Annotated in this window: 23 protein-coding genes; 4 read left to right on the plus strand and 19 right to left on the minus strand. The window is 44.0% G+C overall.

The window, feature by feature from the left end; all coding sequences use genetic code 11:
* Positions 1–30: 30 nt before the first annotated feature.
* Entirely contained in the window at positions 31–3,216 is a 3,186-nt protein-coding gene (cypD, locus tag V6D44_RS15975; RefSeq protein ID WP_333516719.1) for a bifunctional P-450/NADPH--P450 reductase, read from the minus strand.
* A 149-nt stretch (positions 3,217–3,365) separates the two neighbouring features.
* On the opposite strand from cypD, the gene V6D44_RS15980 reads away from it, so the two are divergent.
* On the plus strand, positions 3,366–4,436 hold the full coding sequence (locus V6D44_RS15980) for a DUF3900 domain-containing protein (RefSeq protein ID WP_253268925.1): 1,071 nt from the start codon (positions 3,366–3,368) through the stop codon (positions 4,434–4,436).
* A gap of 142 nt (positions 4,437–4,578) precedes the next feature.
* On the opposite strand, the gene V6D44_RS15985 is transcribed toward V6D44_RS15980, so the two are convergent.
* The 16 genes from V6D44_RS15985 to trpD form a co-directional block, all read right to left on the minus strand.
* A complete protein-coding gene (locus V6D44_RS15985) occupies positions 4,579–5,505 on the minus strand; it encodes a DMT family transporter (protein ID WP_437177783.1) in 927 nt (308 codons plus the stop codon).
* Positions 5,506–5,643: 138 nt separating this feature from the next.
* Positions 5,644–6,978, minus strand: coding sequence for a nucleotide sugar dehydrogenase (locus V6D44_RS15990; RefSeq protein WP_253268924.1), 1,335 nt, complete (start codon positions 6,976–6,978; stop codon positions 5,644–5,646).
* 26 nt (positions 6,979–7,004) lie between these two features.
* Positions 7,005–7,694 carry a B3/B4 domain-containing protein gene (locus tag V6D44_RS15995; protein ID WP_253268923.1) on the minus strand — a complete coding sequence of 230 codons (690 nt, stop codon included), beginning with the start codon at positions 7,692–7,694 and terminating at the stop codon, positions 7,005–7,007.
* Positions 7,691–8,104 carry a DUF6917 domain-containing protein gene (locus tag V6D44_RS16000; RefSeq protein WP_253268922.1) on the minus strand — a complete coding sequence of 138 codons (414 nt, stop codon included), beginning with the start codon at positions 8,102–8,104 and terminating at the stop codon, positions 7,691–7,693. Before V6D44_RS16000 ends, V6D44_RS15995 begins: the two co-directional genes overlap by 4 nt.
* Positions 8,105–8,116: 12 nt before the next feature.
* Entirely contained in the window at positions 8,117–9,019 is a 903-nt protein-coding gene (locus tag V6D44_RS16005) for a Gfo/Idh/MocA family protein (protein WP_253268921.1), read from the minus strand.
* 19 nt (positions 9,020–9,038) lie between these two features.
* Complete coding sequence (locus V6D44_RS16010) at positions 9,039–10,142, minus strand: Ldh family oxidoreductase (RefSeq protein WP_253268920.1); 1,104 nt, start codon at positions 10,140–10,142, stop codon at positions 9,039–9,041.
* Positions 10,139–11,434, minus strand: coding sequence for a M20/M25/M40 family metallo-hydrolase (locus V6D44_RS16015; protein WP_333516720.1), 1,296 nt, complete (start codon positions 11,432–11,434; stop codon positions 10,139–10,141). Before V6D44_RS16015 ends, V6D44_RS16010 begins: the two co-directional genes overlap by 4 nt.
* The gene (locus V6D44_RS16020) at positions 11,427–12,296 is read right to left on the minus strand and encodes a sugar phosphate isomerase/epimerase family protein (protein ID WP_253268918.1); all 870 of its coding nucleotides are present in this window, start codon (positions 12,294–12,296) and stop codon (positions 11,427–11,429) included. The genes V6D44_RS16015 and V6D44_RS16020 overlap by 8 nt, the downstream gene beginning before the upstream one ends.
* Positions 12,277–13,398, minus strand: coding sequence for a DegT/DnrJ/EryC1/StrS family aminotransferase (locus tag V6D44_RS16025; protein WP_253268917.1), 1,122 nt, complete (start codon positions 13,396–13,398; stop codon positions 12,277–12,279). The genes V6D44_RS16020 and V6D44_RS16025 overlap by 20 nt, the downstream gene beginning before the upstream one ends.
* Positions 13,395–14,546, minus strand: coding sequence for a DegT/DnrJ/EryC1/StrS family aminotransferase (locus V6D44_RS16030; RefSeq protein WP_253268916.1), 1,152 nt, complete (start codon positions 14,544–14,546; stop codon positions 13,395–13,397). The genes V6D44_RS16025 and V6D44_RS16030 overlap by 4 nt, the downstream gene beginning before the upstream one ends.
* Positions 14,543–15,571, minus strand: coding sequence for a Gfo/Idh/MocA family protein (locus tag V6D44_RS16035; protein ID WP_253268915.1), 1,029 nt, complete (start codon positions 15,569–15,571; stop codon positions 14,543–14,545). The genes V6D44_RS16030 and V6D44_RS16035 overlap by 4 nt, the downstream gene beginning before the upstream one ends.
* On the minus strand, positions 15,556–16,209 hold the full coding sequence (locus V6D44_RS16040; protein WP_253268914.1) for a phosphoribosylanthranilate isomerase: 654 nt from the start codon (positions 16,207–16,209) through the stop codon (positions 15,556–15,558). Before V6D44_RS16040 ends, V6D44_RS16035 begins: the two co-directional genes overlap by 16 nt.
* A 7-nt stretch (positions 16,210–16,216) precedes the next feature.
* On the minus strand, positions 16,217–17,035 hold the full coding sequence (trpA, locus tag V6D44_RS16045) for a tryptophan synthase subunit alpha (RefSeq protein WP_253268913.1): 819 nt from the start codon (positions 17,033–17,035) through the stop codon (positions 16,217–16,219).
* Positions 17,032–18,228: a tryptophan synthase subunit beta gene (trpB, locus tag V6D44_RS16050; RefSeq protein WP_253268912.1), complete on the minus strand. Its 1,197-nt coding sequence runs from the start codon at positions 18,226–18,228 to the stop codon at positions 17,032–17,034. The genes trpA and trpB overlap by 4 nt, the downstream gene beginning before the upstream one ends.
* Positions 18,229–18,245: 17 nt before the next feature.
* The gene (gene trpC / locus V6D44_RS16055; protein ID WP_253268911.1) at positions 18,246–19,028 is read right to left on the minus strand and encodes an indole-3-glycerol phosphate synthase TrpC; all 783 of its coding nucleotides are present in this window, start codon (positions 19,026–19,028) and stop codon (positions 18,246–18,248) included.
* Positions 19,003–20,061 carry an anthranilate phosphoribosyltransferase gene (trpD, locus tag V6D44_RS16060; protein ID WP_253268910.1) on the minus strand — a complete coding sequence of 353 codons (1,059 nt, stop codon included), beginning with the start codon at positions 20,059–20,061 and terminating at the stop codon, positions 19,003–19,005. Before trpD ends, trpC begins: the two co-directional genes overlap by 26 nt.
* A 201-nt stretch (positions 20,062–20,262) precedes the next feature.
* Between trpD and pdxR the strand changes: the two genes are divergently transcribed.
* On the plus strand, positions 20,263–21,678 hold the full coding sequence (gene pdxR, locus V6D44_RS16065) for a MocR-like pyridoxine biosynthesis transcription factor PdxR (RefSeq protein WP_253268909.1): 1,416 nt from the start codon (positions 20,263–20,265) through the stop codon (positions 21,676–21,678).
* 56 nt (positions 21,679–21,734) lie between these two features.
* Here pdxR and V6D44_RS16070 read toward each other — a convergent pair whose 3' ends face one another.
* Positions 21,735–22,379 carry a Bax inhibitor-1/YccA family protein gene (locus V6D44_RS16070; protein WP_087992502.1) on the minus strand — a complete coding sequence of 215 codons (645 nt, stop codon included), beginning with the start codon at positions 22,377–22,379 and terminating at the stop codon, positions 21,735–21,737.
* A gap of 266 nt (positions 22,380–22,645) precedes the next feature.
* Positions 22,646–23,518, minus strand: coding sequence for an STAS domain-containing protein (locus tag V6D44_RS16075; protein ID WP_087992501.1), 873 nt, complete (start codon positions 23,516–23,518; stop codon positions 22,646–22,648).
* Positions 23,519–23,714: 196 nt separating this feature from the next.
* Between V6D44_RS16075 and V6D44_RS16080 the strand changes: the two genes are divergently transcribed.
* Positions 23,715–24,152: a hypothetical protein gene (locus V6D44_RS16080; RefSeq protein WP_333516721.1), complete on the plus strand. Its 438-nt coding sequence runs from the start codon at positions 23,715–23,717 to the stop codon at positions 24,150–24,152.
* A gap of 95 nt (positions 24,153–24,247) precedes the next feature.
* Positions 24,248–24,610 carry a VOC family protein gene (locus tag V6D44_RS16085; RefSeq protein ID WP_087992499.1) on the plus strand — a complete coding sequence of 121 codons (363 nt, stop codon included), beginning with the start codon at positions 24,248–24,250 and terminating at the stop codon, positions 24,608–24,610.
* Positions 24,611–24,645: the final 35 nt, after the last annotated feature.

The raw sequence follows: 24,645 nt of genomic DNA on the forward strand, positions 1-24,645 counted from the left end.
AAAAGACTGGATGTCTCCAGTCTCCATGATCTATATCCCTGACCAGACATCTTTAGCATACGCGCCCGTATCCTGCAGATGTTTCAGCCAGTTTTGCGATTCTTGTTCGCCGGTGCCATGAACAGCCTGATACGCTTTTTGCAGTGCGGCCTCCACATCCGGGGCCATTTTGCTGCCGTCGCCGCATACGTAGAGCCTGCCTCCGCGATCAAGAATTGAAAGTAATGTTTCTGCATGATCAGCCATGAGATGCTGAACATACGTTTTCGGCATGCCTTCTTTTCTGGAAAAAGCTGTGTGGACAGTGGCGATTCCGTCTTTTTCAAACTGCTCAAGCTCATCCCGGTAAATAAAATCACGATCGTTCCTGCATCCGAAATAGAGATGAGCTTCGCCGAGCGTTTTTCCCTCTCGCTTTAAAGCTGCGCGCGCTTGGAGAAAGCCGCGGAATGGCGCTACCCCTGTGCCCGGACCGACCATAATGATCGGGGTTTCCGGGTCTTCCGGAAGCTGAAACCGGGATTCCGGTGTGCGGATAAACATCACGACATCATCACCCGTATGGCGCTCAGCTAAGTCATTTGAAGCCACGCCCCTGTACTCGCCAAGACCGCTCCATGCAGGACCGCGCACAACACCGACTGTAATGGATGCTTGCTCCGGATTCACCCTTGGCGAGCTAGAAATCGAGTAATATCTTGGTTTTAATGGCCGTAAAAGCTCTAAAAATCGTTCAAACGGCATGTCGCACGCTTCATATTGTTCAAGCAGATCTAGCATGGAAATCCGTTTTTTCAATATGTGTTCCTGGTAGACACCCTCTGCCGCCAGTTCTTCCAATTCGCGTTTATGAGGCGGACAGACTGTAAACGCCGCCAGCTCCCGGATTTGCGCCCTAGTGGCGGCTTCCTGCACCTCGACGCTGTAGCTAAGAAGGTCTTGCAGGCTGACAGGGCGGCCTAAAGGCAGATGCCCCGCACTGCGCCCGCTTGCCGACAGTGTCACTTGGTCGGTTCCCTTCAGACCGAAGCGGTGAAGAATCCGGCTGACATTGGTTTGGCTGTTCCTCGGCAATACGCCAAGATGATCCCCCTCACGATATTCAACCTCCGGCGGCAATGCGATTTCGATATGGCGAGTGCTGCGATCGCTGTCCGCGGACTGGAGTTCACGATTTTCGGCGATGGATGCGTGAACCGCTTCGTACGATCGGGCCAGCGGGGACTCTCCAAGCTCTCTGACAAACTGGAGGCTCAGCGTGCTTCGTTCCTTATCGGCGTTTTCATTAAGCTCCAGTCCGAATGCTTTGATGGCGTCCGCCCACATGCTTTTTTTCCACTCGTCAAGCTGCCCTTCAAAATCACCGCTTACATCACCTTCTCCGCGCGCAGAAAACCGAGTCGCGCCTTTCTCCGCAAGCTGCTCATCAATGAATCTCGGCACGTCCTGATACGTGCTCGCCCAGTTATGATCACCACAGCCAAATACCGCGTAACGGACGCCCTCAAGCTCACCCGATTTGATTTCTTGAAGCCACTGCACGAACTGCCTCGCATTGTTTGGCGGTTTTCCGTTATAGGAAGAGGTCACAATGACTACCGCTCCATCTTTCGGGAGCTTTCCAATCTGATCGTTCAGAGGCGCCACTTCAGTTCTTACGCCGTGAAGACCGGCTGTATCGGCAAGCTCCCGGGCGACGCCTTCCGCGGTGCCGGTATCAGAGCCATATAGGACGAAAAGCGGCCGGTTGTTGAGGCCGATGACCGATGCGCCCTTTGCTTCCGCTTTCTCTTTTTGCTCATCAGACGCCGCCTTGTCAGCTGCCGGGACGTCGGCATGAATGGCTTCCTGGTTCCGTGTTTGAACCCTGATACGAAAATCGCCCGGCTTGAGTGTCAAGGTTTGCTTGATATCAAGCTCATAATTCTCATGATCAATCAACGTGAAATATTTTAATATCATGCCCAGCACAAGTGTGGCTTCATGAAGGGCAAACTGCATACCGATACAGGCCCGCTGTCCATTTCCGAACGGTTTGTACGCATGATGGGGCACCTGGTCCTGCTGTTCGAACCGTTCTGGACGGAATTCCTCGGCATCCTCTCCCCAAGCGTCTCGATCTCGGTGAAGCTGCGGAATCAGCACAGAAATTCTGTCTTTCGTCGTAATCGGGTACTTTCCGCCAATGACTGTGTCTTCCTTTGGATAAAGGCTGAAAGCCGGGGCTGTCGGCCATAAACGCAGGGATTCATTTAAAATCATCCGGATGTATTTCAGCTCAAGCACTTGTTTGTAGGTCGGCGCTGCATCCGTCAGCACCCGGTCGACCTCTTCATACGCCTTTTTCAGTTTGTCGGGATGATTCAATAAAAAGTAGATCCCAAAGGATAGCAGGCCGCTCGTTGTTTCATGTCCGGCAATCAAAAACGTAATGATCTGAAAACGAATATTTTCATCGTCAAGCTTTTCTCCGGTCTCAGGATCTTCCACCTTCAGCATGCGGGCGAGCAAATCTTTTTCACCCTGATCCCCATCCGCCTTGCGCTCTGCAATAATGCTGTCGACTAACGAAAACATCGTTTGAATATCATGATGAAATTGTCGCTTTGTCCTCACCATAAGCTTATCTTGAAAATCAAGCCGCTGCATCTGGTGCATCGCTTCATCAAGCGCGCGCACCATGCTGTTGATAAACGGATGGGGCGTTTCTCTGTAATAGCTGTTAAAGCGATAGTTAAACCCGCACAGCCCAATCGTGTCCAGCGTCAGCCGCGTCATATCAGCGGGAACATCGACTGCTTCATTCGGATTGAGCCTGGCCCACTTTTGGATGAGCTGAACAGCGATATCGACCATTTTTTCATGATAATCCTTCATTGCCCGCTGGCTGAATGTCGGCATCAGAATGTTGTGCGCTTTTCTCCAGTTAGGCTCATGCGTCCAGCTTGTAAACAATCCGTCACCCGAAAACGCGCGAACCTTCTCCAAGGCGCCTTCAATGCTTTTGTCAAATCGCTCTTCATCACAAACCTCCTTCACCAACTCATGGCCGGACACCACAATAGTCGTGCCCGCAGGTGTATGGATTTGAAAAATTGGCCCCTGCTCTTCCGCCAGTTTGATCAGCGAAATCGTCGGTTTGTCTTTATCAATTAAAGGCAGGTTGCCAAGCGGCCCAAACGTCTTCGGCTGAGGAATCGGGCTTGTTTCCTTCATCGAACCATTCCTTTCCGTATGAAATGCCTTCTATTTGACTACATTTCCCTTTCATGGTGATGATTATTCCGTTCCTCAGATTGACGTATGAACATTGTTTTTTCTATACTTGAGAAGCTGTACAATACGCGAATAAGGTGAGTTCATTTATGGATTTTGAAATTCGATTTTTATCCTTTTATGTCATACAGGTGGAAGGCAAGGATGAGCAGGCCAACAAGCAGTTCAAGCACTTCCAAACCCTTGATACGGGTGAATTTGAAGAAAGCGAGCTGAAGGACTTTCTAGACGGAGAACTGAAAAAAATCGTCAAACGGAAAGCCGACCGCCATCCGCAGTCTGAACAGGTGCCGACGAAAATCGGCCATTTTATCGTCGAACCCGGCCACGAGCTTGATTCCAATCCGAACTACAACATGTTCAACCGGGCGCGCCTGGCGGAAACAAAAGAAGACTTTAACGAGCTGAGCGAGCAGTTCGTCCGCACGTACCTCGACACGAGCGCGGTCCGCGGCGGCGTGTTCCTTGTGGCTTCGGCCGTTCCGAGAAAATACTTCGACGAGTCGTTTGTCTTTATTATGAAATGTGATTTCGAGTCGAAAGTCGCCCGCATTTCAGACGCGTCTTCTCTCATTAAAAAAGTCGAAATGGCGATTACGACAAAAAACATGAAAAGCATCCAATACCCGTACATGCCGGAGGAAGGAATGATCGAGGAAGGCGAGCTGAAAATCCACCAATCCTCGCACGCCCGCTATTTCGAGGACTTTCTCAAATTCGTCGAGTACGGCGAATCAATGCCGGAAATCATGAAACACCAGGTCATGAACATGGTGCAGGAGCACGTCTACGAGACATTTGAAGACAACAGCGAAGAGCTGAAGCAATTTGAACAAGACATCGAAATTTGGGAAGCAAGCGAAAAACGCGAAATCCAAGAGCGCCTCGACACCCATCAGGTCATCGAAGCCTCCGCCCAAATCATCGAGCACACCCCGGAAGCCCAGCTGAAAATGAAAGTCGGAGATACCGAGATTAAGGGATTGCTAGCTGATTTTGGCGAGTCGATTCATCTCGCAAAAGTGAACGGGCGCTATGTCGCGCTGATTGAAGCCGAAACGATTTCATTTGAGAAGGGCAGTTCCCCGGTGGAGTTTTATAAGCCTGAGGGGCTGCATGAGGTGATTGAGCGGATACGGAATAAAACAGAGCAAGAATAAAAAGTCCAGAATTCAACTCTGGACTTTTCCTATTTAATATCCTTCCCTCAACACCGCAGAGCACTCCCCAATCAGCTCTTCCGCGATCTTTTTGAAAAACTGAGCGTGTTTAAAGACTAAAAAACCCGTCCGACCGGACAGGCTACAGCGTCTTTTCTTTTGAAGCCGGATACGTATCCGGCTGTTTTTTCTTTATGACCGTAACAAATATGCCGCTGATGACGCATACAATGCCGATCAGATGCACTAGCTCAAACGGCTCCTTCAATATCACACCTGACAAAATGACAGCGGAGACTGGAAGAACGGATGTGAAAATGCCCGATACCCCCGCCGTCACCTTCGTCACTCCGCTATACCATAAGTAAAACGCCAAAACGGTGACAAAAAGCGCGTAATACAGCACATACGACCACTCCAAAACTGACGGAACACTGAAATCAAATGAAGAGGCCTCAACCAAAGCAAACGGGAGAAAAAACAGGAAGCCGAAGAGCGATACGAAGGTTGAAATCGCCAATGCCGAAATATGCGGAGACAGCAGCTTGGCCATCAATGTAAACAACGCTTCGCCTATGACTGCAGCAATGATCAGCATGTTGCCAAATAAGGCGTGCGGCGTCCCGTCTTGGCTCCCTGTTCCAAACAGATTAATCGCCATCACGCCGCAAACCGCAAGCAAAATGCCGATCAACGTCTTTTTCTCTATTTTTTCTCTCAGCAGGAAAAAGGATAAAATACCGATTACCATCGGTGTTGTGCTTGTCAAAATGCCGCTTTCCGTTCCAGTCGTATATTGAACCCCATACAGCAGGCAAATACTGAACAAAAACACGCCTGTGAATGATTGCACCAGCAATACAAGCACATCTTTTTTCGTCAAAGCCGGGAACCCTTTTTCAATGCAAAACAGCAGCGTCAGCAATACAATAGCAGCCAGCAAAAAACGCAGTCCCGAGGATAGAAAGACCGGAATGCGCTCGACCATCAGCTTGCCGACGACGACAGAGCTGCCGACGATTGCCATGGCCGTTCCCAGGGAAATATATGCGCTTAATTGATTTTTCATCATACATCACCTAACATTTTTGTTAAACATAGCATGTAAAATTGGTTTGTTACAGGTCCATTCCACAAGAAAATAATAGATCCATTTGAAAGCCAGTTCCTTGTGATTCATCTCATCTTAAAGTCGAAACTTTGCTTTTTAATTTGGGAGAAGCTGCTTCCGCTTTCTTTTCTTTACCGGGCTGCCGATAACATAAACATGGTCTTGATGAATTCCATCAGTCAAGTTTCTTGTATCAAGAAGGGCCTTTGCTGAAGATGTCAGCAGATCCGGATCGTACAGAGAATGTGGTGTTAATAGCACTACACAGTCATATTCAGCAAATTGGCTGTAATGAAGCGGTCTGTTATCCATTTTAGCTCCATTCCGGTCAAAAATATTCTCACAAAACGGTTCATTCACACTGACCTTTGCACCCATTTCTGTTAACAACTCATATACATCAAGACTCGGTGATTCTCTGCAATCACTTACATTCGGCTTATATGCCATCCCCAGCAGCAAAATAGATGCGCCATTCAGGCATTTTTTCGCTTCGTTCAAGATTTCACTGATTTTGCCAACAATGTGCTGAGGCATTTGTTTATTGATTTCCTGCGCTGTTTCAATAAAACGGCTGAAAAAATTTTCTCCTCTGGCTTTCCAGGACAGATACATCGGATCAAGCGGAATACAATGCCCTCCGATCCCCGGGCCGGGATAAAACGGCATAAACCCGAATGGCTTTGTAGAAGCCGCCTTTATAACCTCCCATATATTCACTTCTAGCTTCTCGCACATCAGCGCCATTTCATTGATAAAAGCGATATTAATGCTTCGGAATGTGTTTTCCAGCAGCTTTGACATTTCGGCAACCCGCGGGGAAGAAACCGGAAACACGGTATCAATAATGTGGCTGTACAGTAATTGTCCCCGTTCCAAACATTTAGGCGTAATTCCTCCGATTACCTTTGTTGTATTTTTGATTGTAAAATTTCGGTTACCTGGGTCAATTCTTTCAGGCGAGAAGCAAATGTAGATATCCTCTCCAACGATGAATCCTTCTTCAGTTACGGCTTGCTGAATAATGTCTTCAGTTGTTCCCGGATAGGTTGTGGATTCTAATATAATGAGGCTGCCTTTTTTCAATCGTTTTTTGACATGGTTCATTACATTGACAATATATGAAATGTCAGGCTGCTGATTTTGATCAAGCGGAGTCGGGACGCATATGATCATTACATCAAGCTTGTGAATCTCTTCATAGTGATCCGCAGCTTTTAACCGGCCGTCTGCTACGACCTTTTCAAGATCAATACCATCTATATAATTGATTCCCTGATTGATCAGTTTCACTTTTTCCGGATCACTGTCAATCCCCATGACAGAAAATCCGTTTTCAGCGTAAGCAGCAGCTAGCGGAAGCCCTACATATCCAAGGCCAGCAATGCCGATCGACGCTTGCTTGCGCTTGATTCTTTCCAAAATTTCCATCTCGCAGCCCTCCTAGAATAAATGAGTTAAATCATTGCACAATCTTCATATAAAGTCGTTAAAATATGGACTGTCTCGTTAACAGCCTTAATCACATCTATGTCACGAATGCCTTCTACTCGGCACCCCATAATGCGAATTCTAGCAGATTGATCCGTTATTTTTTGATAATCACTGTCTCTATAGCAAAATTGGGATAAAATTCTGCTGTCATCCCTTATGACAAGACCGCCTGTTGACAGGCGAATTTCATGGTCAGAATTCACCGGTAAAAACGATTCACCGGCAGAGCTGACATCCAGTCTCACCTCACCATTAATCTTATCCAAGTCAAACGCTCCCAAAGGAATCAAGCTTTGCACTGCAGCCACGTTCAAAGCATCGACAATAGGATTAATTTTCGGATATTTGATTAATTGATCTTTCAATAAAAAGCGTTGAATCATATTTTGAACGGACGGAGGTGTCTTTTTCGTCTGGAGTCCGATTGATTCAAAAAAAGCATTGTATGCTTTGATTACATCCGTTTGTTTTACATCCTGCTTTGTCTTCCCCCGCCACTGTGCATGCTCTTTCTCCCAAAGCAATTTCATAACTTCTTCCGTCTCACTTTTGAGATTGCCTACCTGAATGTCAGCAGCAAAAATAATAAGATGCGGAAAAGCGTTACGTACATCTTCTGTTATATGAATCTGGAATACTGACTCCTTATTCATATTGTTCGATCTCCCGGACTCACAAAACGGATTTCTTCTTCTACAGACAGATCAATATCAGTTGCTGACAGCAGAAGATCCGTCTGAATGATAATGTTATAGTGATTCGGAAAATGGCAGGCATCAAATCCGGCAACAACGCCAAGATACGTTTCATTGATATACACACGATCACCCTTCTGTATAACCCCGCCTATGTCCATCTCAACAAATCCCAAGAAACCGACCCTTCCTATTTGCTGTCCGGGTTCATATGCTTCCTGATCAGTTGTCACAATTTCATGAATCTCTTTTTCTCTGATACATCTAGTTTGAAAGTTTTCTAAAACCATGTTTCGTTTATCCTGTTTATGAAATAAAAGTTTCACAAACCGTCCTGTTACCATCCGCTTTATAGCTGCATTTTTCATTGTTTAGCTCCCTTATAAGGTTACTCTTCCAAAGCTATACGCTTCTTGTACAAGACGGACAGCATCCTGACCGCTTTCTCCGAAGCAATTTCCTGCAGCGATGCTGGCTTTGAAATCTTTTAAAATTTCTTCGTACTCATGATAGAGCGAGGATTTAAACGCTTCAAAATCCTTCAGCATATCAATATGAATCGTGGTACCGTCTAGCAGCGTAATATCAACATCTTTTCTTTCTCCATGAGGAAATTCCCAATCAAGCTCCACTTGTGCCTCTACGCCGTCACCATTTTTCAAATGAATAACAGCTTGTACATCAATGTCATTCGCATTGTTCCATATTTGTACGCCTGTTACATCAAGCTTGCCCAAGAAATAAGATAGCGTATCAAATACATTCGGTCCGTTATCAGCAACACATCCGCCTCCACACTGGTCCGGTTCGAGATACCAGCTGTCATTTCCGGCGTGTTCTTTAATATCTTCTAAGTAACGGGCTTTTACGCTTTTGATTTGTGTTAGGTCTATTTTTTTCATTTCATTCAGAAAATTAATATTGTACCTTCTGTGAAATGCTGTAAATAGTGTCTTCTGTACTTGTTGAGAACGTTCAGCCAGGCGGTCAGCATCCTTCAGTTCAATTGTCAGCGGTTTTTCGCAGCAAATATGATGACCGCACTCCAATGCATAGCGGCAAATGTCATAGTGCATATGATTCGGAACATTAATGACAACAGCATCAATATCGGCCTTTTCTAAAAACGTCCGATAATCTGTGTAGTGCTTCGCCTCAAGGAAGGGACTCATTTTTTCTTTTTGTATATCGCATACCGCTGTCAGTGTAAATGAGTCTAGCTGTTTAATGGCCTCTACATAATATTTTGAGATGACGCCCAACCCAATGATTCCAATTTTCATAATGTTATCCCCCAATTGATTAAGAATAGACTTTTGAATCCTGTGTATATTTAGGTATGCTAATTCCCGTCTGTTTCGCTAAGTTGGATAAAGAACTGAATACCACTTCATCTACCGTAATGTTCTCCTTCTTCTTCACCCCTTCAAGATAACCTGGATAAATGACTTGTTCGGCTGTTTGTGTTGTTGGACAAGCCATTAGCGTACTTAGCATTTGTTCCATACGGTGTTTGAATTGTGAGACTGGAACGAATGCATCAATATTGATGGCCATAAAGAAATGGCCGACATTATAGTCATTCTCCCCAGACCCTTTATTCGACAATACACCGGAATGGGGGCCGATGTCCGCCCCTGAAAGCAGTCCGCATAGAATATCTACTAACAGCGCCAAGCCGTATCCCTTATTTCCTCCCATTTCCGGTCTTCCGCCAAGGTACTGGATAAACCCTTGTCCATTAATGTAGTCATGCGGATTTGTTGTCGTTTGGCCTTCCTTGTTGACCAGCCATCCCTCAGGAATAGACCGCCCCTGTCTCGCGGCTTCTTTTATTTTCCCGGTAGCTGCAACAGTCGTACTCATATCTAATAAGAAGGGCGGCAGTTCTTGTGAAGGTGCGCTTACACTGATAGGGTTTGTACCAAGCATATTTACCGTCCCCCCCATCGGCGGTGCCACTCCTTGTGAACCTAAATTGGTCATGGAAAAACCAAGCATATTTTCTTGTAATGTTTTATGGCTGTAATAGCCTGCACTCCCGAAGTGAGAGCTGTTTCTGACGGTTACCATCCCGACACCGAACGTTTTCGCTTTTTCAATTGCAATTTTCATCGCCGTATCACCAACGACGAGCCCAATGCCGTGCTGAGCATCTAAAACCGAAATCGCCTGATGGTCGATGACATGCCGCACTTCGGCTTTTGGATTCATATCGCCGTTTTGAATTTTCGTTAAGTAGATTTTTTCCAAGTTGGCGATTCCATGTGTTGAGAATCCGTTTAAATCGGCGTATGCCAGCACAGCGGCAGCAGTTTCAGCATGATCGTCCCGCAAACCGTGATGAATAAAAGTATTTTTGACAAACTCAGATAACTGATCTTCTTTAAATGTGTAAAAGTTCATTTGAGCACCCGTTTCTTTGTTTTCTCATTAACATGTAAAATCAGCTTTTTGATGTCCATGCTGAACTTCTCCAATTCAGCCTTTTCGATATATTCATTTTTTCCGTGTGCATTATTGATTTCCAGGCTGCCTGGTCCATATACAACCGTATACATTCCGTCACCTTGCGCCCACATCGCATCACAGGTAAACGCTTTTGATTGCATATGACGGGGAAGCAGCTTCAAGCCAGATTCCTCGAGTAAAGCTCTTTTTGCTTTATTCTTATTATTTAATACTGGGAGTTCCTTCTTCACCCACGTTAAGGTACATATACTGTCTATTTCTCTTACAGTTTTTGCAGCATCAGGAACATCGGCAAATTGAAAAACAAAGGCTTTCATCGCTTCGGAATAGCTATCTTCTACAAGCTTCTCAATTACATTGTGCTGCTCCATTGAAGAGTAGGCGAAATTCCACTTAAGAACCCCTGATCCATACACCTTGTTGTGCATGCGGCCTGTATGCAAACCGGAAAGGCACATTTTTGCATCCGTATCGTTTAAGCGCTTTGATAGCGCCTTCGCCATAAACTGAGCGAGGAATCCTAAAACCAAGGTGGCATTATGACCTGCAGCAGGGGCATCGTCGGTTGAATCGTTTCCATCAACAGTGATTTGTACAGTCATTGACGTTGTGGAATGATCGAAAAATAAACGTTCCGTCGGTTCTATAAATACATTCAGAGCGCCAACGTATCCTCTTTCACAAAGAAGCTTTGTCCCATACACTCCCATTGCGCCTCCCTCTTCTCCAGAGACAGCCTGTATGAGCACCTTCATATTTCCGGTAAGCGAGGGCTCTTTCTCAAGAGCTGCTTGCAGCCCCGCCAACAGCGCAGTTGCCGGTCCCTTCATGTCAACGGCTCCCCGACCAAAAAAACTCTCATTTCGATAGCTTGCCATTTCGTATCCTTCAACTGTATCGATATGAAAGTTGAACATAATGGTTGCTTCTCGTTCCTGTGAATCACCCAGCTCCATAACCAGATTGGGCTGCGAGCTTAAAAAAGCATCGCCCATTTTTGCATACATCTCTTTTACAGCCCCCGGTATTTCAGGTCTGAGAATATAATTTTCCATCGGAGAAGCAAAATAAACCTGTTTAAACCCTAGGTGTGAAGCAGCTTCTGCATAACGTTTCAACGCGTATTCATGGTGTCCGGCAACTCCTGTTTCCATCGGAGTTATCGTGTTGATATTCAGCAAATCCGTCAATAAATCGACATAATATTCAGTAAATAAATCAGCCATTGTTTACTCCTGTTTTCATGATCGACCTGACCAATTGCTCCGTTTCCCTTCCATAACTAATATATGAAGCAAAGAGATCGTTCTGATTACCGGGAGATTCACCAAGATGAGGAATCAGATGAATATGCGGTTCAATCGATATGACGCCTTTATAACCCCGATCTGCTAAATAAGCCAAACACTCCGCCACTTTCGATTCACCGGCTCCTGGGAAGGTAAAATGAATGTTCTGACCATCATTCAAGCTGTCTTTCAAATGAACGTACTCCACATAAGGATCAACAGCCTTTAAAAAGGATAAACTGTCATAGCCGTAAGTGATTCCGTTTCCGATATCAAACAAAACCCTTAATGCTTTACTGTTTATGGATGTGATTAATTCAATTGTATGCGCTGCACTTTGTCCGCCCCAGCCGGCACAGTTCTCATGCAGCAAAATAATGTCTTCCTGCTCCGCTAATGTTGTCAGCTCTTGGACGCGAGCGATGACTTTTTCCTTCCATTCCTGCGGCTCTAATCCGTCATTGGGATAAGACATAATCCGAACGTAACGTGTTTTCAGACGGTGCATGCGTTCAGCTATTCTTTTTAGTTCTTCTGTTTCAGTTTCCTTATCGAATGTAATTGGTCTTTCCCAATTTCCCACTTTTGAAGAAATAGCAGTTACTTTCATTTCATGCGACTGGATCAAAGAAATCACATCATTGAAGGCATCCTCGTCAAGTTCATCAATAGATAAACCTTGAATAGACCGGAGCTCAATGCTCTGCCACCCCAGCATTTGATGAGCTTTAATCTGCATATCAAGCGTTTGGGCAGCTTCATCCGCTATCCCGCTAAGACTAATGTTGTTTAGCCGCATAAAATTCATTCACCCTTTCTGTGATCTGGCGCACGTCGGCATGTCTCATCTCAGGATACAAAGGAAACGCTAAGCTCTTACTCGCGAATTGCTCCGCATTTGGGAAATCTCCTTGCTGATGCCCCAAATGCTGATAAGCTTTTTGCTCATGAATGGCAAGAGGATAAAAAACAACAGTCTCAATCCCTTTCTCTTCTAAAAATGACTGAAGCTCATCACGGTATTCAGCTTGTACAAGGTATGTGTAGTACACTCGCTGATACTCCGTTTTTGGAGGCAAGGATACATAAGTTGCGGAAGATGCCAGCTCTTTATGATACAGTTCCGCAAGTTCACCTCGTGTTTCTATGATTTGCTCCAACTGTTCCAGCCGCTGTGTAATGAAGTCGGCCACTAGTTCATCCATTCGATAGTTATAGCCTATTAAAGTGTGATAAAACCGTTTGCCTGCTTCTTGACCATGGTTTCTCAGCATTTTGCATCTTGCTGCTAATTCATCATCTTTGGTGACAATCATGCCCCCGTCACCAATCCCCCCGATCGGTTTTGCAGGGAAAAACGAGTACAGGCCGATGTCACCCAATAGTCCAGCTGATACGCCATCTATAGTTCCCCCGAGCGCGACGGCACTATCTTCGACCAAAAACAGTCCATGCTCATCTGCAATATCTCTCAATCTATGCATATTAGCCATGACAGAGAATAAATGTGCAGCAATGATGACGCGGGACGAAGGTGTTATTTTCCGCTTAACATCATCAGGATCAATCATTCCTGTTTTCTTATCGATATCGACAAATATCGGGTTTCCACCGAGAAGAGAAATACAGCTCGCTGTCGCAATAAAGGAGAATGCCGGCGTCAGGACGTCCACACCGGGTTTGACACCAAGTGCTTTCAATATGATGATCAAGGCAGAAGTGCCGTTCGATACTGCCGTTGCGTAAGGAGCACCTGTATATTCTTTTATTTTTTCTTCAAGACGAGCGACCTTTTCCTTTAAAATAAACTGATCTGACATTCCCGCTTCGTAAACGATAGATTTTATTCTTTCTTTCTCATTTTTATATCTCAATTGATAGTTTTGATATGGCTGTATCATAAGTTGCCTCCACCCTCGTAAAAGTCTGTTATAACATCACACACATAATCAAGCTCATCTTCGGTTAAGTCTGGGTATAACGGTAGGCCTAACGCACGAGTTGATGCTCTCTCAGCATGCGGGAAGTCTCCATATTTATAATTGAGATGCTGAAAGCATGGCTGCACATGAAGCGGATATGGATAATAAGCTTCTGTTTCTATTCCTCTTTTTTGCAAATAAGCTGCAAGTTCACTTCTGTTATCAGCTTCTATTAAATACACATAATATACATGGACAGCACGATATGGTTTCTCCACAACTGTTGGCGTCGTTACTACGGGATGAAGCTCTTTCAGTCTTTCATCATATCTTTCTGCCAATTTTTTTCTGCGGACAATATCTTCGTGCAAATGTCTTAATTTCTCCTCTAAGACCGCTGCTTGAATATCATCCATTCTACTGTTATAACCGATGATGTCATGATAATACTCTGTCCCCTGTTTGCCGTGATGCCTAAGTAAACGACAGGTTTTAGCGAACTCATCATCATTGGTTAGAATCATGCCCCCGTCGCCAATTCCTCCCAGCGTTTTTGTTGGAAAAAAGGATAGGACACCCGCCAGACCGTGAAGGCCGGCATGGAGACCTTCAGCTTTCATACCAATCGCCTCGGCACTATCTTCCAGCAGAATCAGATTGTGTTTTTCTGCAATTTCTTTCAGCTTTTTGATATCAGCCATTTGTGTAAAAAGATGAACAACCATAATTGCTTTTGTGTTTGGGGTGATTTTTTCTTCAATTTGTTCAGGGCAAATGTTGTACGTTTCAGGCTCAATGTCTGTAAACACTGGAATGGCGCCTACATTCGCAATACTCGAAGCTGAGGCAAAAAAGGAGTAGCAAGGTACGATCACCTCATCTCCATGCTGAATGCCCGCCGCCTTCAAAATGATTTGCAGTGCGTCTGTTGCGTTGTTCACTGCTATGGCATGTTTTGCGCCTGTATAATTCTGTATAGCTGCTTCAAAAGAGCGGACAGCACCTCCGTCAATAAATTTACCTTCTGAAATGACTTCATCCAGTCTCTCTGAGATTTGGCTCCATCGTTTGTGGAAAGAAATTTTGCCGGAGAAAAATGGAACCCTCATGTCTTTCTTTACTGTCATATGACTGCTCCTTTTGTATGTAATTTTGCATCACTTTTGGCTTTGGCTTCTTCAAGTAATTGAATGACCTTTTGATTAAAATAAATATCACTAACTGGTTTTACTTGAGAGATACCGTGGAAATATTGATAGTATTCAATAAAACATAAACTTAAAGGGTCATCGTAAATTAATTCTGAATGAATCATTTCGTTAGCACTGTTATATATAGACATGTTTGAATAGCTGTCGCTTCCATCAGGCGGGAAATGACCAATAATTGTATATTGCTCGAATTGAATTTTAACGGTTCTTTGTTTAATGAATGATGTTAAATTCGATGCAATATATGTACGGGTTCCGTTCGCATGCTTAAGAACAGCTTCCGCTCCGCCAAGGCGCATATACCGCTGCTGGCCGATCACCATATCTTTTGTCTCCGAAGCGATGACTTCAGCATCGGCTCCTTGTAAAAAGCACGCGAGCGCCATTTGATGCGGTGCCTCAATATCAAATGCATCGCCATGTGATGAGTTTTCAAGTGTACGGCAAAATCTCGGCTTATCCTGCTGCAGATAGACAGCTTGCAGCTTCCCAAACGTTTTTTGTTCTAAAAATGTTTGAATTTTAGCGGTTAATCGGCTGGACAGCCAATTCGCGACAACGATAACATCAAGCTGATGTTCCTCTACTGATTTGATCAGCTCATTAATCTCACCAACATCATCCGTAAGCGGCTTTTCCACAATCATATGTCTAAACCCAACCGAAGCAGCTTCCTTAATAACAGAGATATGTGCCGATGGTGGAGTGCAAATATGCAGAACAGCATCCTGACAGATTGATGGCCGAAGTACAGCAGCCTCTTGAAGACTCCCGCAAAACGCCACATCTTCGGAGGAATTGTTTTTAATATACGGATCGATCACGATGACCTGTTGATGAATCAAGTCTTCAGCTTCCTCTGATGCCGCAGCCTTCCGTAAACATCGCAAATGCAGATCTCTTCCCGATCTTCCAAATCCAATGATTATTGGCTGCAGCATGACGCATTCTCTCCTAACCTCACGTTTTGGTAGTGCCTGCATTGCCGGATCAGTTCTCTCATTTTATAAAAATCTTTTTTGCCGCCGGTTTCGACACCGCTGCTTACATCAATTCCTTGAGGTTTAACCGTTTCCAGCGCCTCCGTTATATTGTTCGGCGTCAGCCCTCCGGCCAGTATCACACGTTGCCTGCTGGAAACGTCTTTGGCCAGCTCCCAATTGAAAGTTTGTCCTGTCCCTCCCTGACTTCCTTTCACGTAGCTATCCAGCAAAAATGAATGCGCTTTATAACAGCTGAATGCGTGTAAATCCTGTTCACACCTTACTTTAATGGTTTTAATCACGGGACAAATCACCCGTTCACAATATTCCGGCGGCTCTTCACCGTGCAGCTGGGCAAATGTCAATCTACAGCTGGCAACAATTTCATTTACTTTCGTTAGATTTTCATTTACAAAAACGCCAACAGCGGATACAAAAGGGGGCAGCTTCAGAATGATCTCCCGCGCTTGGTGAGGCGTAACGTATCGTTTACTTTCCTCAGAGAAAACGAACCCAACAGCCTGTGCTCCAGCCGCAACAGCTTCTTCTGCTTCTAGCATCGTTTTGATGCCGCAGATTTTGACTACACTCAACATTCTCACCTCATCTATTCAAATGGACTGATTTTGTACTATCTTTTAAATTAGATATAAATACGGATAAAGCTTGAAGCCGCTCATCCCTGGGTGTTTCTTTTATCAGCCTGATCAGCGCGCTCCCTACAATGGCACCATCAGCAAATGAACTGACTTCTCTGACATGGTCTGGTGTGGATATGCCAAAACCAATTGCTAAAGGAAGCTTTATTTTTCCCCTGAGATGATTTATAAACTCTGGTAAATCGACTGGTACCGTATCTCTTTCACCTGTTACGCCAAGATCGGAAATACAATAGACAAAACCTGATCCGGCTTTAGAAATAACCTCGATCCGTTCTTCCTTTGTTGTCGGAGCAATGAAGAAAATGATGTCAATATGATGCTTCCTTGCGCAATTAACCCAATTTTCGGACATTTCCGGCGGTAAATCAGGAATGATCAAGGCGTTCACTCCTGCTTCTTCAGCGTCTGCGGCAAACGTTTCAAATTGATAAGCAGAGAATGAATTACAGTAGCCCATCAACGCAATAGGTATTGTATTTCCGCTTGCCCGAATAGCTTTTACAGTTTCCAAACATTTTCGAAGAGTAACCCCCTGCTGGAGTGCTATCTGCGCTGCTTCCTGGATGACAGGCCCGTCCGCAAGCGGATCAGAAAATGGAACACCCAATTCAATCATATCGGCTCCAGCCTTACTGATGCATTCAATGTAATCTATGGTTTCATCTAAACGAGGGTATCCAACCGGAATATATGGAATCAGCGCTTTTTGCCCTTTTCTCTCCAAATCTTTAAACATCGCTTCAACTGTGTGCTGTTTCATAAGGAAGCCCCCTCTTTTTGCCTTGTTTCGATAGCTGAAAGCGCCTGATCCAAGTCTTTATCGCCTCGCCCCGAAAGATTCACCAAAATGGTTTTGTCCCCCGTTAATTGGTTAGCAAGTTCCACTGCCTTGGCTACAGCATGAGAAGACTCAAGTGCAGGTATAATTCCTTCTTTTCTGGATAATAACTGAAATGCATCTAATGCCTGCTGATCATTTACAGACGTGTATTCCACTCTTCCCAAATCTTTTAAATAGCTGTGCTCCGGACCCGCTCCAGGATAATCGAGACCGGGTGCTATGCTTTTAGTTTCAAGAATTTGTCCATCATCATCCTGCAGGACATACGTTTTCATTCCTTGAACAATTCCGCTTTGTCCGACCAGCAATGGCGATGCATGATGTCCGCTCTCAAGACCCGCTCCGCCTGCCTGAACGCCAATCAGTTTCACATCGGATTCCTCAAGAAAAGCGCTGAACATGCCGATTGCATTGCTTCCTCCACCGACACAGGCAATGACATAATCCGGAAGCCCCCCGATCGCCTGTATCATCTGTTCTTTCGCTTCCTTTCCAATGATCGATTGAAATTGGCGGACGATGGACGGAAAAGGATGTGGCCCTACCGCTGAACCTAACAAATAATGAGTCGTATCGGCGTAAGAAACCCAATCGCGAATCGCTTCATTAATTGCGTCTTTTAACGTTTTTGTCCCCTGATGGACAAGTTTTACATCAGCTCCTAAAAGCTTCATCCGCTGAACATTCATACGCTGTCTTTCCGCATCATACGCCCCCATATAAATAACGCAATTAAGATTGAGAAAACCACAAACTGTTGCAACAGCCACACCGTGCTGACCTGCACCTGTTTCGGCAACAATTCTCTCTTTTCCTAATTTTTTGGCCATAAGCGCCTGTCCGAGTGCATTATTAATTTTGTGAGCTCCCGTATGAGTCAAATCTTCTCTTTTCAGGTAAATGGCAGGCCCTTCTTTGGATGCTGTACTGAGCTGCTTTAAATATGTAAGTGGAGTGGGTCTTCCCACAAACTCTCTTAGCAGCGTATGATACTCGTCAATAAACGTACTGTCAGCCATCAGCCTTTCAAAACTTCTGTCAAATTCATTTAAATTGCTGACAAGTGTTTCAGCTACGTATGCTCCGCCATATTCACCGAATAAACCATTCACATTCGTCTCCCCCTAGCTCAAAATTTTGTTAACTCCTTCACTTTCTCTTCTACACTATCAGCCCTTAAAATGGTTTCTCCGACGAGCATCCCATCAAATCCCAATTCCTGTGCTGCCAGTATATCCTGCCTTGTTAAGATACCGCTTTCACTAACAGCAAGATACTCATCAGGAATTCGTTTTTTCATTACTTTTGATTTCTCCAGATCCACTTCAAAGGTTTGCAGATCACGGTTATTTACCCCGATAATTTTTGCGCCTGCTTCAATGGACTTTGTGACTTCTTCGGGTGTAAACGTCTCGGTAAGTACATCCATATCTAAGTCATAAGCCAATTGAATAAGCTCCGATAATAGTGTTTGATCTATCGCTCTGACAATGATTAAAACAGCGTCTGCTCCGTTTGCTCTCGCTTCATAGATTTGATAGGGGTCAACAATAAATTCCTTATACATAACTGGTATTGTAATATCTGGGTCGTTAGCGACTTTTCTCAAATACTCCACACTGCCTCCAAAAAACTTTTCATCGATGAGTACTGAGATTGCGCTTGCTCCGCTTTTATCATATATCCTGGCTAGTTTGAGCGGATCAAAGTCCTTCCGAATCAAGCCTTTTGAAGGAGATTTCTTCTTCACTTCAGCGATAAGAGACATATTCGGTTTTTGGATCGCTTTATAAAAGTCTCTTGTTTTCCTGGCAGTCTGAATCATATCTATTAAGTCCGACTCAGGCTTGCATTTTTTCTTTTCTATCACTTCAGAATACTTGTATTCAATAATTTGGTCTAACATGTTCATGTAGCTGCTCTCCTTCTGTCAAACGCTGACTTTCATTTTTAATATGAAAAAAATGTTCTTTAACTTTTCCTGAGATTAGCAGCTCTCGTGCCAGCTCAGTACCTTGTTTTATACTGTCAGCTTTCCTTCCAAGATATAGAGCGGCTCCGGCATTCATAATGCAAAAATCATTAATAGCCGATTGCTGACAATCTAACACGCTGTAAAAAGCCTTGACGCTATCTTCTAAACTGTCACATCTGACCTCTTCGGCATTGCGCCAGTACACATTAAAATGTTCTGGATGAATGATATATTCTTTCGTCTCTTTGTGATCTATCTCACAAATAGAGGTAGGGGCTGATACACTGATTTCATCTAACCCATCCATACTACTGACAATTAAAGCTCTTTCCACCCCTAATTCCAGTAATAACTCGGCGAAAAATGGGATCAGCTTTGGATCGGGCACACCTAACAGCTGTCTTTCAGGCATTGCTGGACTGCACAAAGGTCCAATTAAATTAAAACAAGTCCGAAAAGTCAGATTTCTTCTGATAGACGCCAGTTTTTTAAGTTTCGGATGAAAGAATTGAGAAAATAAAAAGGTAAAATCAGTTGATTCTAACAGTTGCTGTGATTGTATTGCGGGCAATCCTATGTTAAGCCCTAACGCTTCTAATAAATCAGCACTTCCGCATTTGCTGGTAGAAGACCTGTTTCCGTTTTTGGCTACGGGTATGCCTGCAGAAGAAGAAATCAGGGAGGCTGTCGTTGATGCATTAAACGAATTGCTACCATCACCGCCTGTTCCGCATGTATCAAGCACTTCTTTAGTCCTTTCAAAGGGTATCATTTTGTCCCGTATCGCACGGACAAAACCAATCAGCTCGTCTTTTGTTTCCCCTTTGATCGTAAGCGAGGTGAGCAGCGCTCCTGTTTGCACTGCATTGTAACCATCTTCCAATATATGTTTCATACATTGATAGGCTTCTTCTCTGTTGAGGTGTTTCCCATTTATTATTTTCTTAATATAACGATTAAACGCTGTCACTCCAACACTCCTTTTTCCTTATATTGTTAAACAATCTCTCACTTGCGTAATTAATATATCATGGTAGTATTTACAATTATAGGTCCATTACCAAAAAAAACAGCAGTACCATTTTATATCGAAAATCGTTATAAAATGGATAAAATTTCTTTCTGATAATTTATCTAAAAAAGTATTTTATACAATGAAGGAGTGCGCACTATGCTTTGGATTAAGGTAAATAAAAGCTCAAAAGTACCGCTTACAAGACAGATTTACATCCAAATCAGACAAGAAATTTTATCGGGCCGGCTAAAGGATGGATGGAAAATCCCTTCAACAAGGGAACTTTCCAAAGAGTTAAAGATATCCAGAAATGTTGTCATTTCGGCCTATGAATTGCTATATGCCGAAGGATACATTGAAAGTAGGCAAGGGGCCGGGAGCTTTATATCCAAAGGTGTTTTATTAGATTGTGCAAAACGTAAGAATATAGAAGACCAAAAACCTGCTATTCTCACTAATCGCTGTCATACTGATACCGGGGATATTGTAGATTTCAAAACGGGAATGCCCGACCTGCATTTATTTCCGAGAATTCAATGGCAAAGGGTGTACAGTGAAACGATGAAAAATAGCCCAAAGCAGTTATTCGGGTATGGCAAACCTGAGGGACTGTATGATTTGAGAAAGGCTTTAGCTGATTATCTCTATTTAAAACGAGGAATTTGCTGCTCCAGTGAAAACATCATCATTACAAATGGGGCCGCACAAGGACTTTCTATTTTGTCTCATGCCTTGGTTCATCCTGGTGATTCAATTTGCTTAGAAGATCCTTGTTCAATTGATATTTACCGAATATTCAACCAAAAGAACTGCTCAATGCACTCTCTTGAAGTAGACCAGCTGGGTGCAGTCACCAAACATCTTAAATTCAAAGAAGCCCCAAAGCTGATCTATGTGACGCCATCCCACCAATTTCCACTCGGCGGAACACTGCCGATTCAAAGAAGAATTGAATTAATTCAATACGCGAGGCACCATAACACTTATATTGTAGAAGATGATTATGACAGTGAATTTCGCTATACTAGCCCCGTTATCAGTTCGCTCTATGAGCTTGATCCTGACCGTGTGATTTATATTGGCACATTCAGTAAAACATTGTCGCCCGCTCTTCGTATCGGCTATTTGATTTTGCCCGATGAACTGATTGAACAATGCAGAAAAGAAAAGTGGTACAACGACCTGCATTCCTCCCTTTTCGAGCAGAAAGCACTTGCTGAATTTATTTCACAGGGCCACCTTGACCGTCAGATCAGAAAAGCCAATAAGATATATAAGCAAAAAAATAATCTGTTAACAAAACTGCTGAAGGAAGAATTTTCATCCATTTGCATTATGGGTGAAAGCACAGGTCTTCATTTAGCGGTCGACTTTCAGTATGATCATCCGAGTGACAAGTTTCAGCAGGCATTAAAAAAGGAACGGGTTCATATCTATCCGGCAAATGATTATACTAGATTATCTCAAAGCCATAATTCAAAATGGCTGCTTGGCTTCGGCCATCTGAGCCTTGAGGAAATCGAAAAGGGTGTAAGAAGAATTAAGCGAGGACTAGACTCAATCATGGTTTAACTGTTACCTGATCACATACATACAAAAAGCGCCAATCAATGACAGGCGCTCTCTGATTAATCATCGCTGCTCAAAATGCCGAAGAAACGAAGCAGGTTGATGAACAAGTTGATAAAGTCAAGGTACAGCGATAATGCCATAACCGGAATTAAGTCTTCCGTAATATGGCGGTGTTTGATTTGGTTCAAATCATACAAAATGTAAAGGGAAAAGACGATGGTTCCGATCACGGAATACGCCATCATCGCCGCTGAGTTTAACGGACTGAAAATGTTGAAAATGCCGACCGCTACAAGTGCGAGCACGGCAACTAGCAGAAATGACGACAGGAAGGATAAATCCTTCTTCATTTTCGCGCCGATTGTGCCTAGAACAGCAAAAATGACAAATGTAGAACCAAAGGCTTCAAGCACGACATAGGCGCCGGCGATGGAAGCGTAGTGGCTGACGATCGGAAATAAGGTGATGCCGGAAACAAACGCGAATGTATATACAAACGCATACCCAACCGCTTTTTTTCTGCGCATCCAGAAGGCCAGAATAATCATTCCCACTTCAAGAATAGAAAGCGGCAGCATCAAAGCGGCAGGAACAAATTGGCCGATAAAAAGACCGACAGTCGCGATTAATAATGTGAAAACAAAGACTGTCAAAATACGCTGCATGATCGATTGCTTACTCTCGTGAACCGTAGCTTGCATGTCAAAAATCCTCCCAAAATATGATCTTAAAGGTCTATTATATAAAAATTGGATGAAATATGTATGTGTTTTAAGGAAAATTTAAAGAAACCAAACGCCTTTACGCCAAGACTCCCTTCTTTCCTTTTCAGCGACAAACGATGATTTTCTATTCAATACCTTTTGGCAAATCAAGAACTGTCACGGTGCCAAAACTGAGGTTGGTTGGGAAAGCCAAAAGGCATATGATCATCCGTTGGCGGACAATCATATGCCTGAACAACTTCCTATTTGTTTTCTTCTAATTGCTCCACAATACAGCGGACGCCCATGTTTTCTAATGCCTGCTTCAGCGTGCCATACGTTTCGTATTCACTGAAATCAAGCCCCAATTGAATCGATGTCTGGGCCACATCCGGGCGAATCCCTGAAAATACAGCTTTTACGCCTAGTAAGAAAAGTGTTTTTGACAGGTTGTACAGCTGCTGCGCCACCATGGTATCCACAATCGGAACACCCGAAAGATCAACGACAAGGCTTGTGATTTTTCTCTCGATACAGCTGACCGGCACTGTTTCTAAAATGACCTGTGCCCGTTTTGTATCAATGGAGCCGATAAGCGGCAATATCCCGATTCCATCTGCAATGGAAATCACCGGACAACCCAGCTCAGAAATCAGTTCCTGCTGAGACGTGAGCCTCAGCAGCATAAATTTTTGATACTGCTCAGAAAACTCAATAATCAGCTTATCAAACGACTGATTCACAATCCGGTTCCATCGGTCGGCATCCTGATTTGTGACGATATCCCGATTCTCTTTTATAAAAGAAACGACTGCGCCCCAGAATGAGATTCTGGAGTTTGAGATGGCTTCTACGACCTCATGCACCTGAACATCTTGCTCTACCCTGTTTTTCGCAACGGTTAGCGCCCATTTTGCCAGATTTTTTTGAAACTCAGTTTGATCCTCCAAAAACGCGCTTGCGATTGTGATATTGGTAAACGTATGCTGCTCGGTTAACTGCTTTTTCATTTCTTCACTTAAATTGTCGGCGGAATATAGCTCACCTTTCAGCTGACATCGTAAACTGAACCATTTCTCAGTAATATCCGCAGTGTTGTCTATGATATATTGATATAATAATTGATCGATATTCACGGTCTGTCTCCTTTTTCATAGTAGAAGCTCTTTTATTATAAAAGTATAAATCGGAATTGTGAATGGGACTAGAGAAAAATGATATGATTCTGCCTCCGGAGCGCATTCCAGTTTTATCCATAGGCGAATGCACCAATCTAAGTCCGCATGCATAAACTGCAGATGTACAGTTTACAATGAGAAAGGACGTTATCACATGTATTATACTGATCCTTATATGTTTGCCGGGCATTTTTATGAACCATGGCCTGTTTTTGAATATGATTACCGTTATCCAGATGGCTATCCATGGTCTGGCATTGGCGGCGGCGCTGTGCCAGGTATCGGCGGCGGCTCCGTTCCTGGCATCGGCGGCGGCGCGCCGCAGGGTCCCCCGCCTTCACAAAAACCGGCGAAACCGAAAAAGCCGCAGAGCGCTCAAGCAGGCACTTATTTAGTTGAGCCCGTTGCCATTCAGCCATGCCTCTTCCGATTTACCTATGTTTGGTTAACCAACGGCAGCTCATTCTGGTTCTACCCGATTATCCTTGGCAGAAGATCCGTCGGCGGCTTTTATTGGGATTCTTACCGGCGGCGCTGGATTTATTTCGCCTTAGACACAAATTTGATAGATGTTGTAAGCTGCTCGTATTAATCGAAAAATCAGCCGGTTTTGCCGGCTGATTTTTTATGTTACTTCGGCCAGGAATAGGTTATAGTATCATTATCTTTCAAATTGGAGGTTTCCCTATGATCAAACAAATTGGCACTGTTGCTGTATATGTTGAGGACCAGCAAAAAGCGAAGCAATTTTGGGCGGAGAAGGTTGGCTTTGATATTGCGGCGGACCACCCGATGGGACCTGACGTAAGCTGGCTGGAGGTTGCGCCAAAAGGAGCCCAGACTCGTTTAGTCATTTACCCGAAAGCCATGATGAAAGGCTCTGAACAAATGAAAGCTTCCATCGTGTTTGAATGTGAAGACATCTTTGGTACATACGAGAAAATGAAAGCAAACGGTATAGAATTTCTTGGTGAGCCCAATCAAATGGAGTGGGGCACCTTCGTTCAATTTAAGGACGAAGACGGCAATGTATTTTTATTAAAAGAATAACGATGACGGTAGCTTTATTCCGCCGTGCTCTTTCT

The organism is Bacillus sp. 0209A (assembly GCF_036765095.1).
Taxonomy (GTDB): domain Bacteria; phylum Bacillota; class Bacilli; order Bacillales; family Bacillaceae; genus Bacillus; species Bacillus subtilis_G.

Bases quoted from the DNA above. Each gene is read 5' to 3' on its own strand.
- V6D44_RS16035 (WP_253268915.1), bottom strand. From the start codon at position 15,571: ATGCTGCAGCCAATAATCATTGGATTTGGAAGATCGGGAAGAGATCTG.
- V6D44_RS16005 (WP_253268921.1), bottom strand. From the start codon at position 9,019: ATGAAAATTGGAATCATTGGGTTGGGCGTCATCTCAAAATATTATGTA.
- trpA (WP_253268913.1), bottom strand. From the start codon at position 17,035: ATGAAACAGCACACAGTTGAAGCGATGTTTAAAGATTTGGAGAGAAAA.
- cypD (WP_333516719.1), bottom strand. From the start codon at position 3,216: ATGAAGGAAACAAGCCCGATTCCTCAGCCGAAGACGTTTGGGCCGCTT.
- V6D44_RS16010 (WP_253268920.1), bottom strand. From the start codon at position 10,142: ATGAACTTTTACACATTTAAAGAAGATCAGTTATCTGAGTTTGTCAAA.
- V6D44_RS16025 (WP_253268917.1), bottom strand. From the start codon at position 13,398: ATGATACAGCCATATCAAAACTATCAATTGAGATATAAAAATGAGAAA.
- V6D44_RS16080 (WP_333516721.1), top strand. From the start codon at position 23,715: ATGTATTATACTGATCCTTATATGTTTGCCGGGCATTTTTATGAACCA.
- V6D44_RS16015 (WP_333516720.1), bottom strand. From the start codon at position 11,434: ATGGCTGATTTATTTACTGAATATTATGTCGATTTATTGACGGATTTG.
- V6D44_RS16070 (WP_087992502.1), bottom strand. From the start codon at position 22,379: ATGCAAGCTACGGTTCACGAGAGTAAGCAATCGATCATGCAGCGTATT.
- V6D44_RS15985 (WP_437177783.1), bottom strand. From the start codon at position 5,505: ATGAAAAATCAATTAAGCGCATATATTTCCCTGGGAACGGCCATGGCA.
- V6D44_RS15995 (WP_253268923.1), bottom strand. From the start codon at position 7,694: ATGAATAAGGAGTCAGTATTCCAGATTCATATAACAGAAGATGTACGT.
- V6D44_RS16030 (WP_253268916.1), bottom strand. From the start codon at position 14,546: ATGACAGTAAAGAAAGACATGAGGGTTCCATTTTTCTCCGGCAAAATT.
- V6D44_RS15980 (WP_253268925.1), top strand. From the start codon at position 3,366: ATGGATTTTGAAATTCGATTTTTATCCTTTTATGTCATACAGGTGGAA.
- V6D44_RS15990 (WP_253268924.1), bottom strand. From the start codon at position 6,978: ATGGAAATTTTGGAAAGAATCAAGCGCAAGCAAGCGTCGATCGGCATT.
- V6D44_RS16020 (WP_253268918.1), bottom strand. From the start codon at position 12,296: ATGCGGCTAAACAACATTAGTCTTAGCGGGATAGCGGATGAAGCTGCC.
- V6D44_RS16040 (WP_253268914.1), bottom strand. From the start codon at position 16,209: ATGTTGAGTGTAGTCAAAATCTGCGGCATCAAAACGATGCTAGAAGCA.
- pdxR (WP_253268909.1), top strand. From the start codon at position 20,263: ATGCTTTGGATTAAGGTAAATAAAAGCTCAAAAGTACCGCTTACAAGA.
- trpC (WP_253268911.1), bottom strand. From the start codon at position 19,028: ATGAACATGTTAGACCAAATTATTGAATACAAGTATTCTGAAGTGATA.
- V6D44_RS16085 (WP_087992499.1), top strand. From the start codon at position 24,248: ATGATCAAACAAATTGGCACTGTTGCTGTATATGTTGAGGACCAGCAA.
- V6D44_RS16000 (WP_253268922.1), bottom strand. From the start codon at position 8,104: ATGAAAAATGCAGCTATAAAGCGGATGGTAACAGGACGGTTTGTGAAA.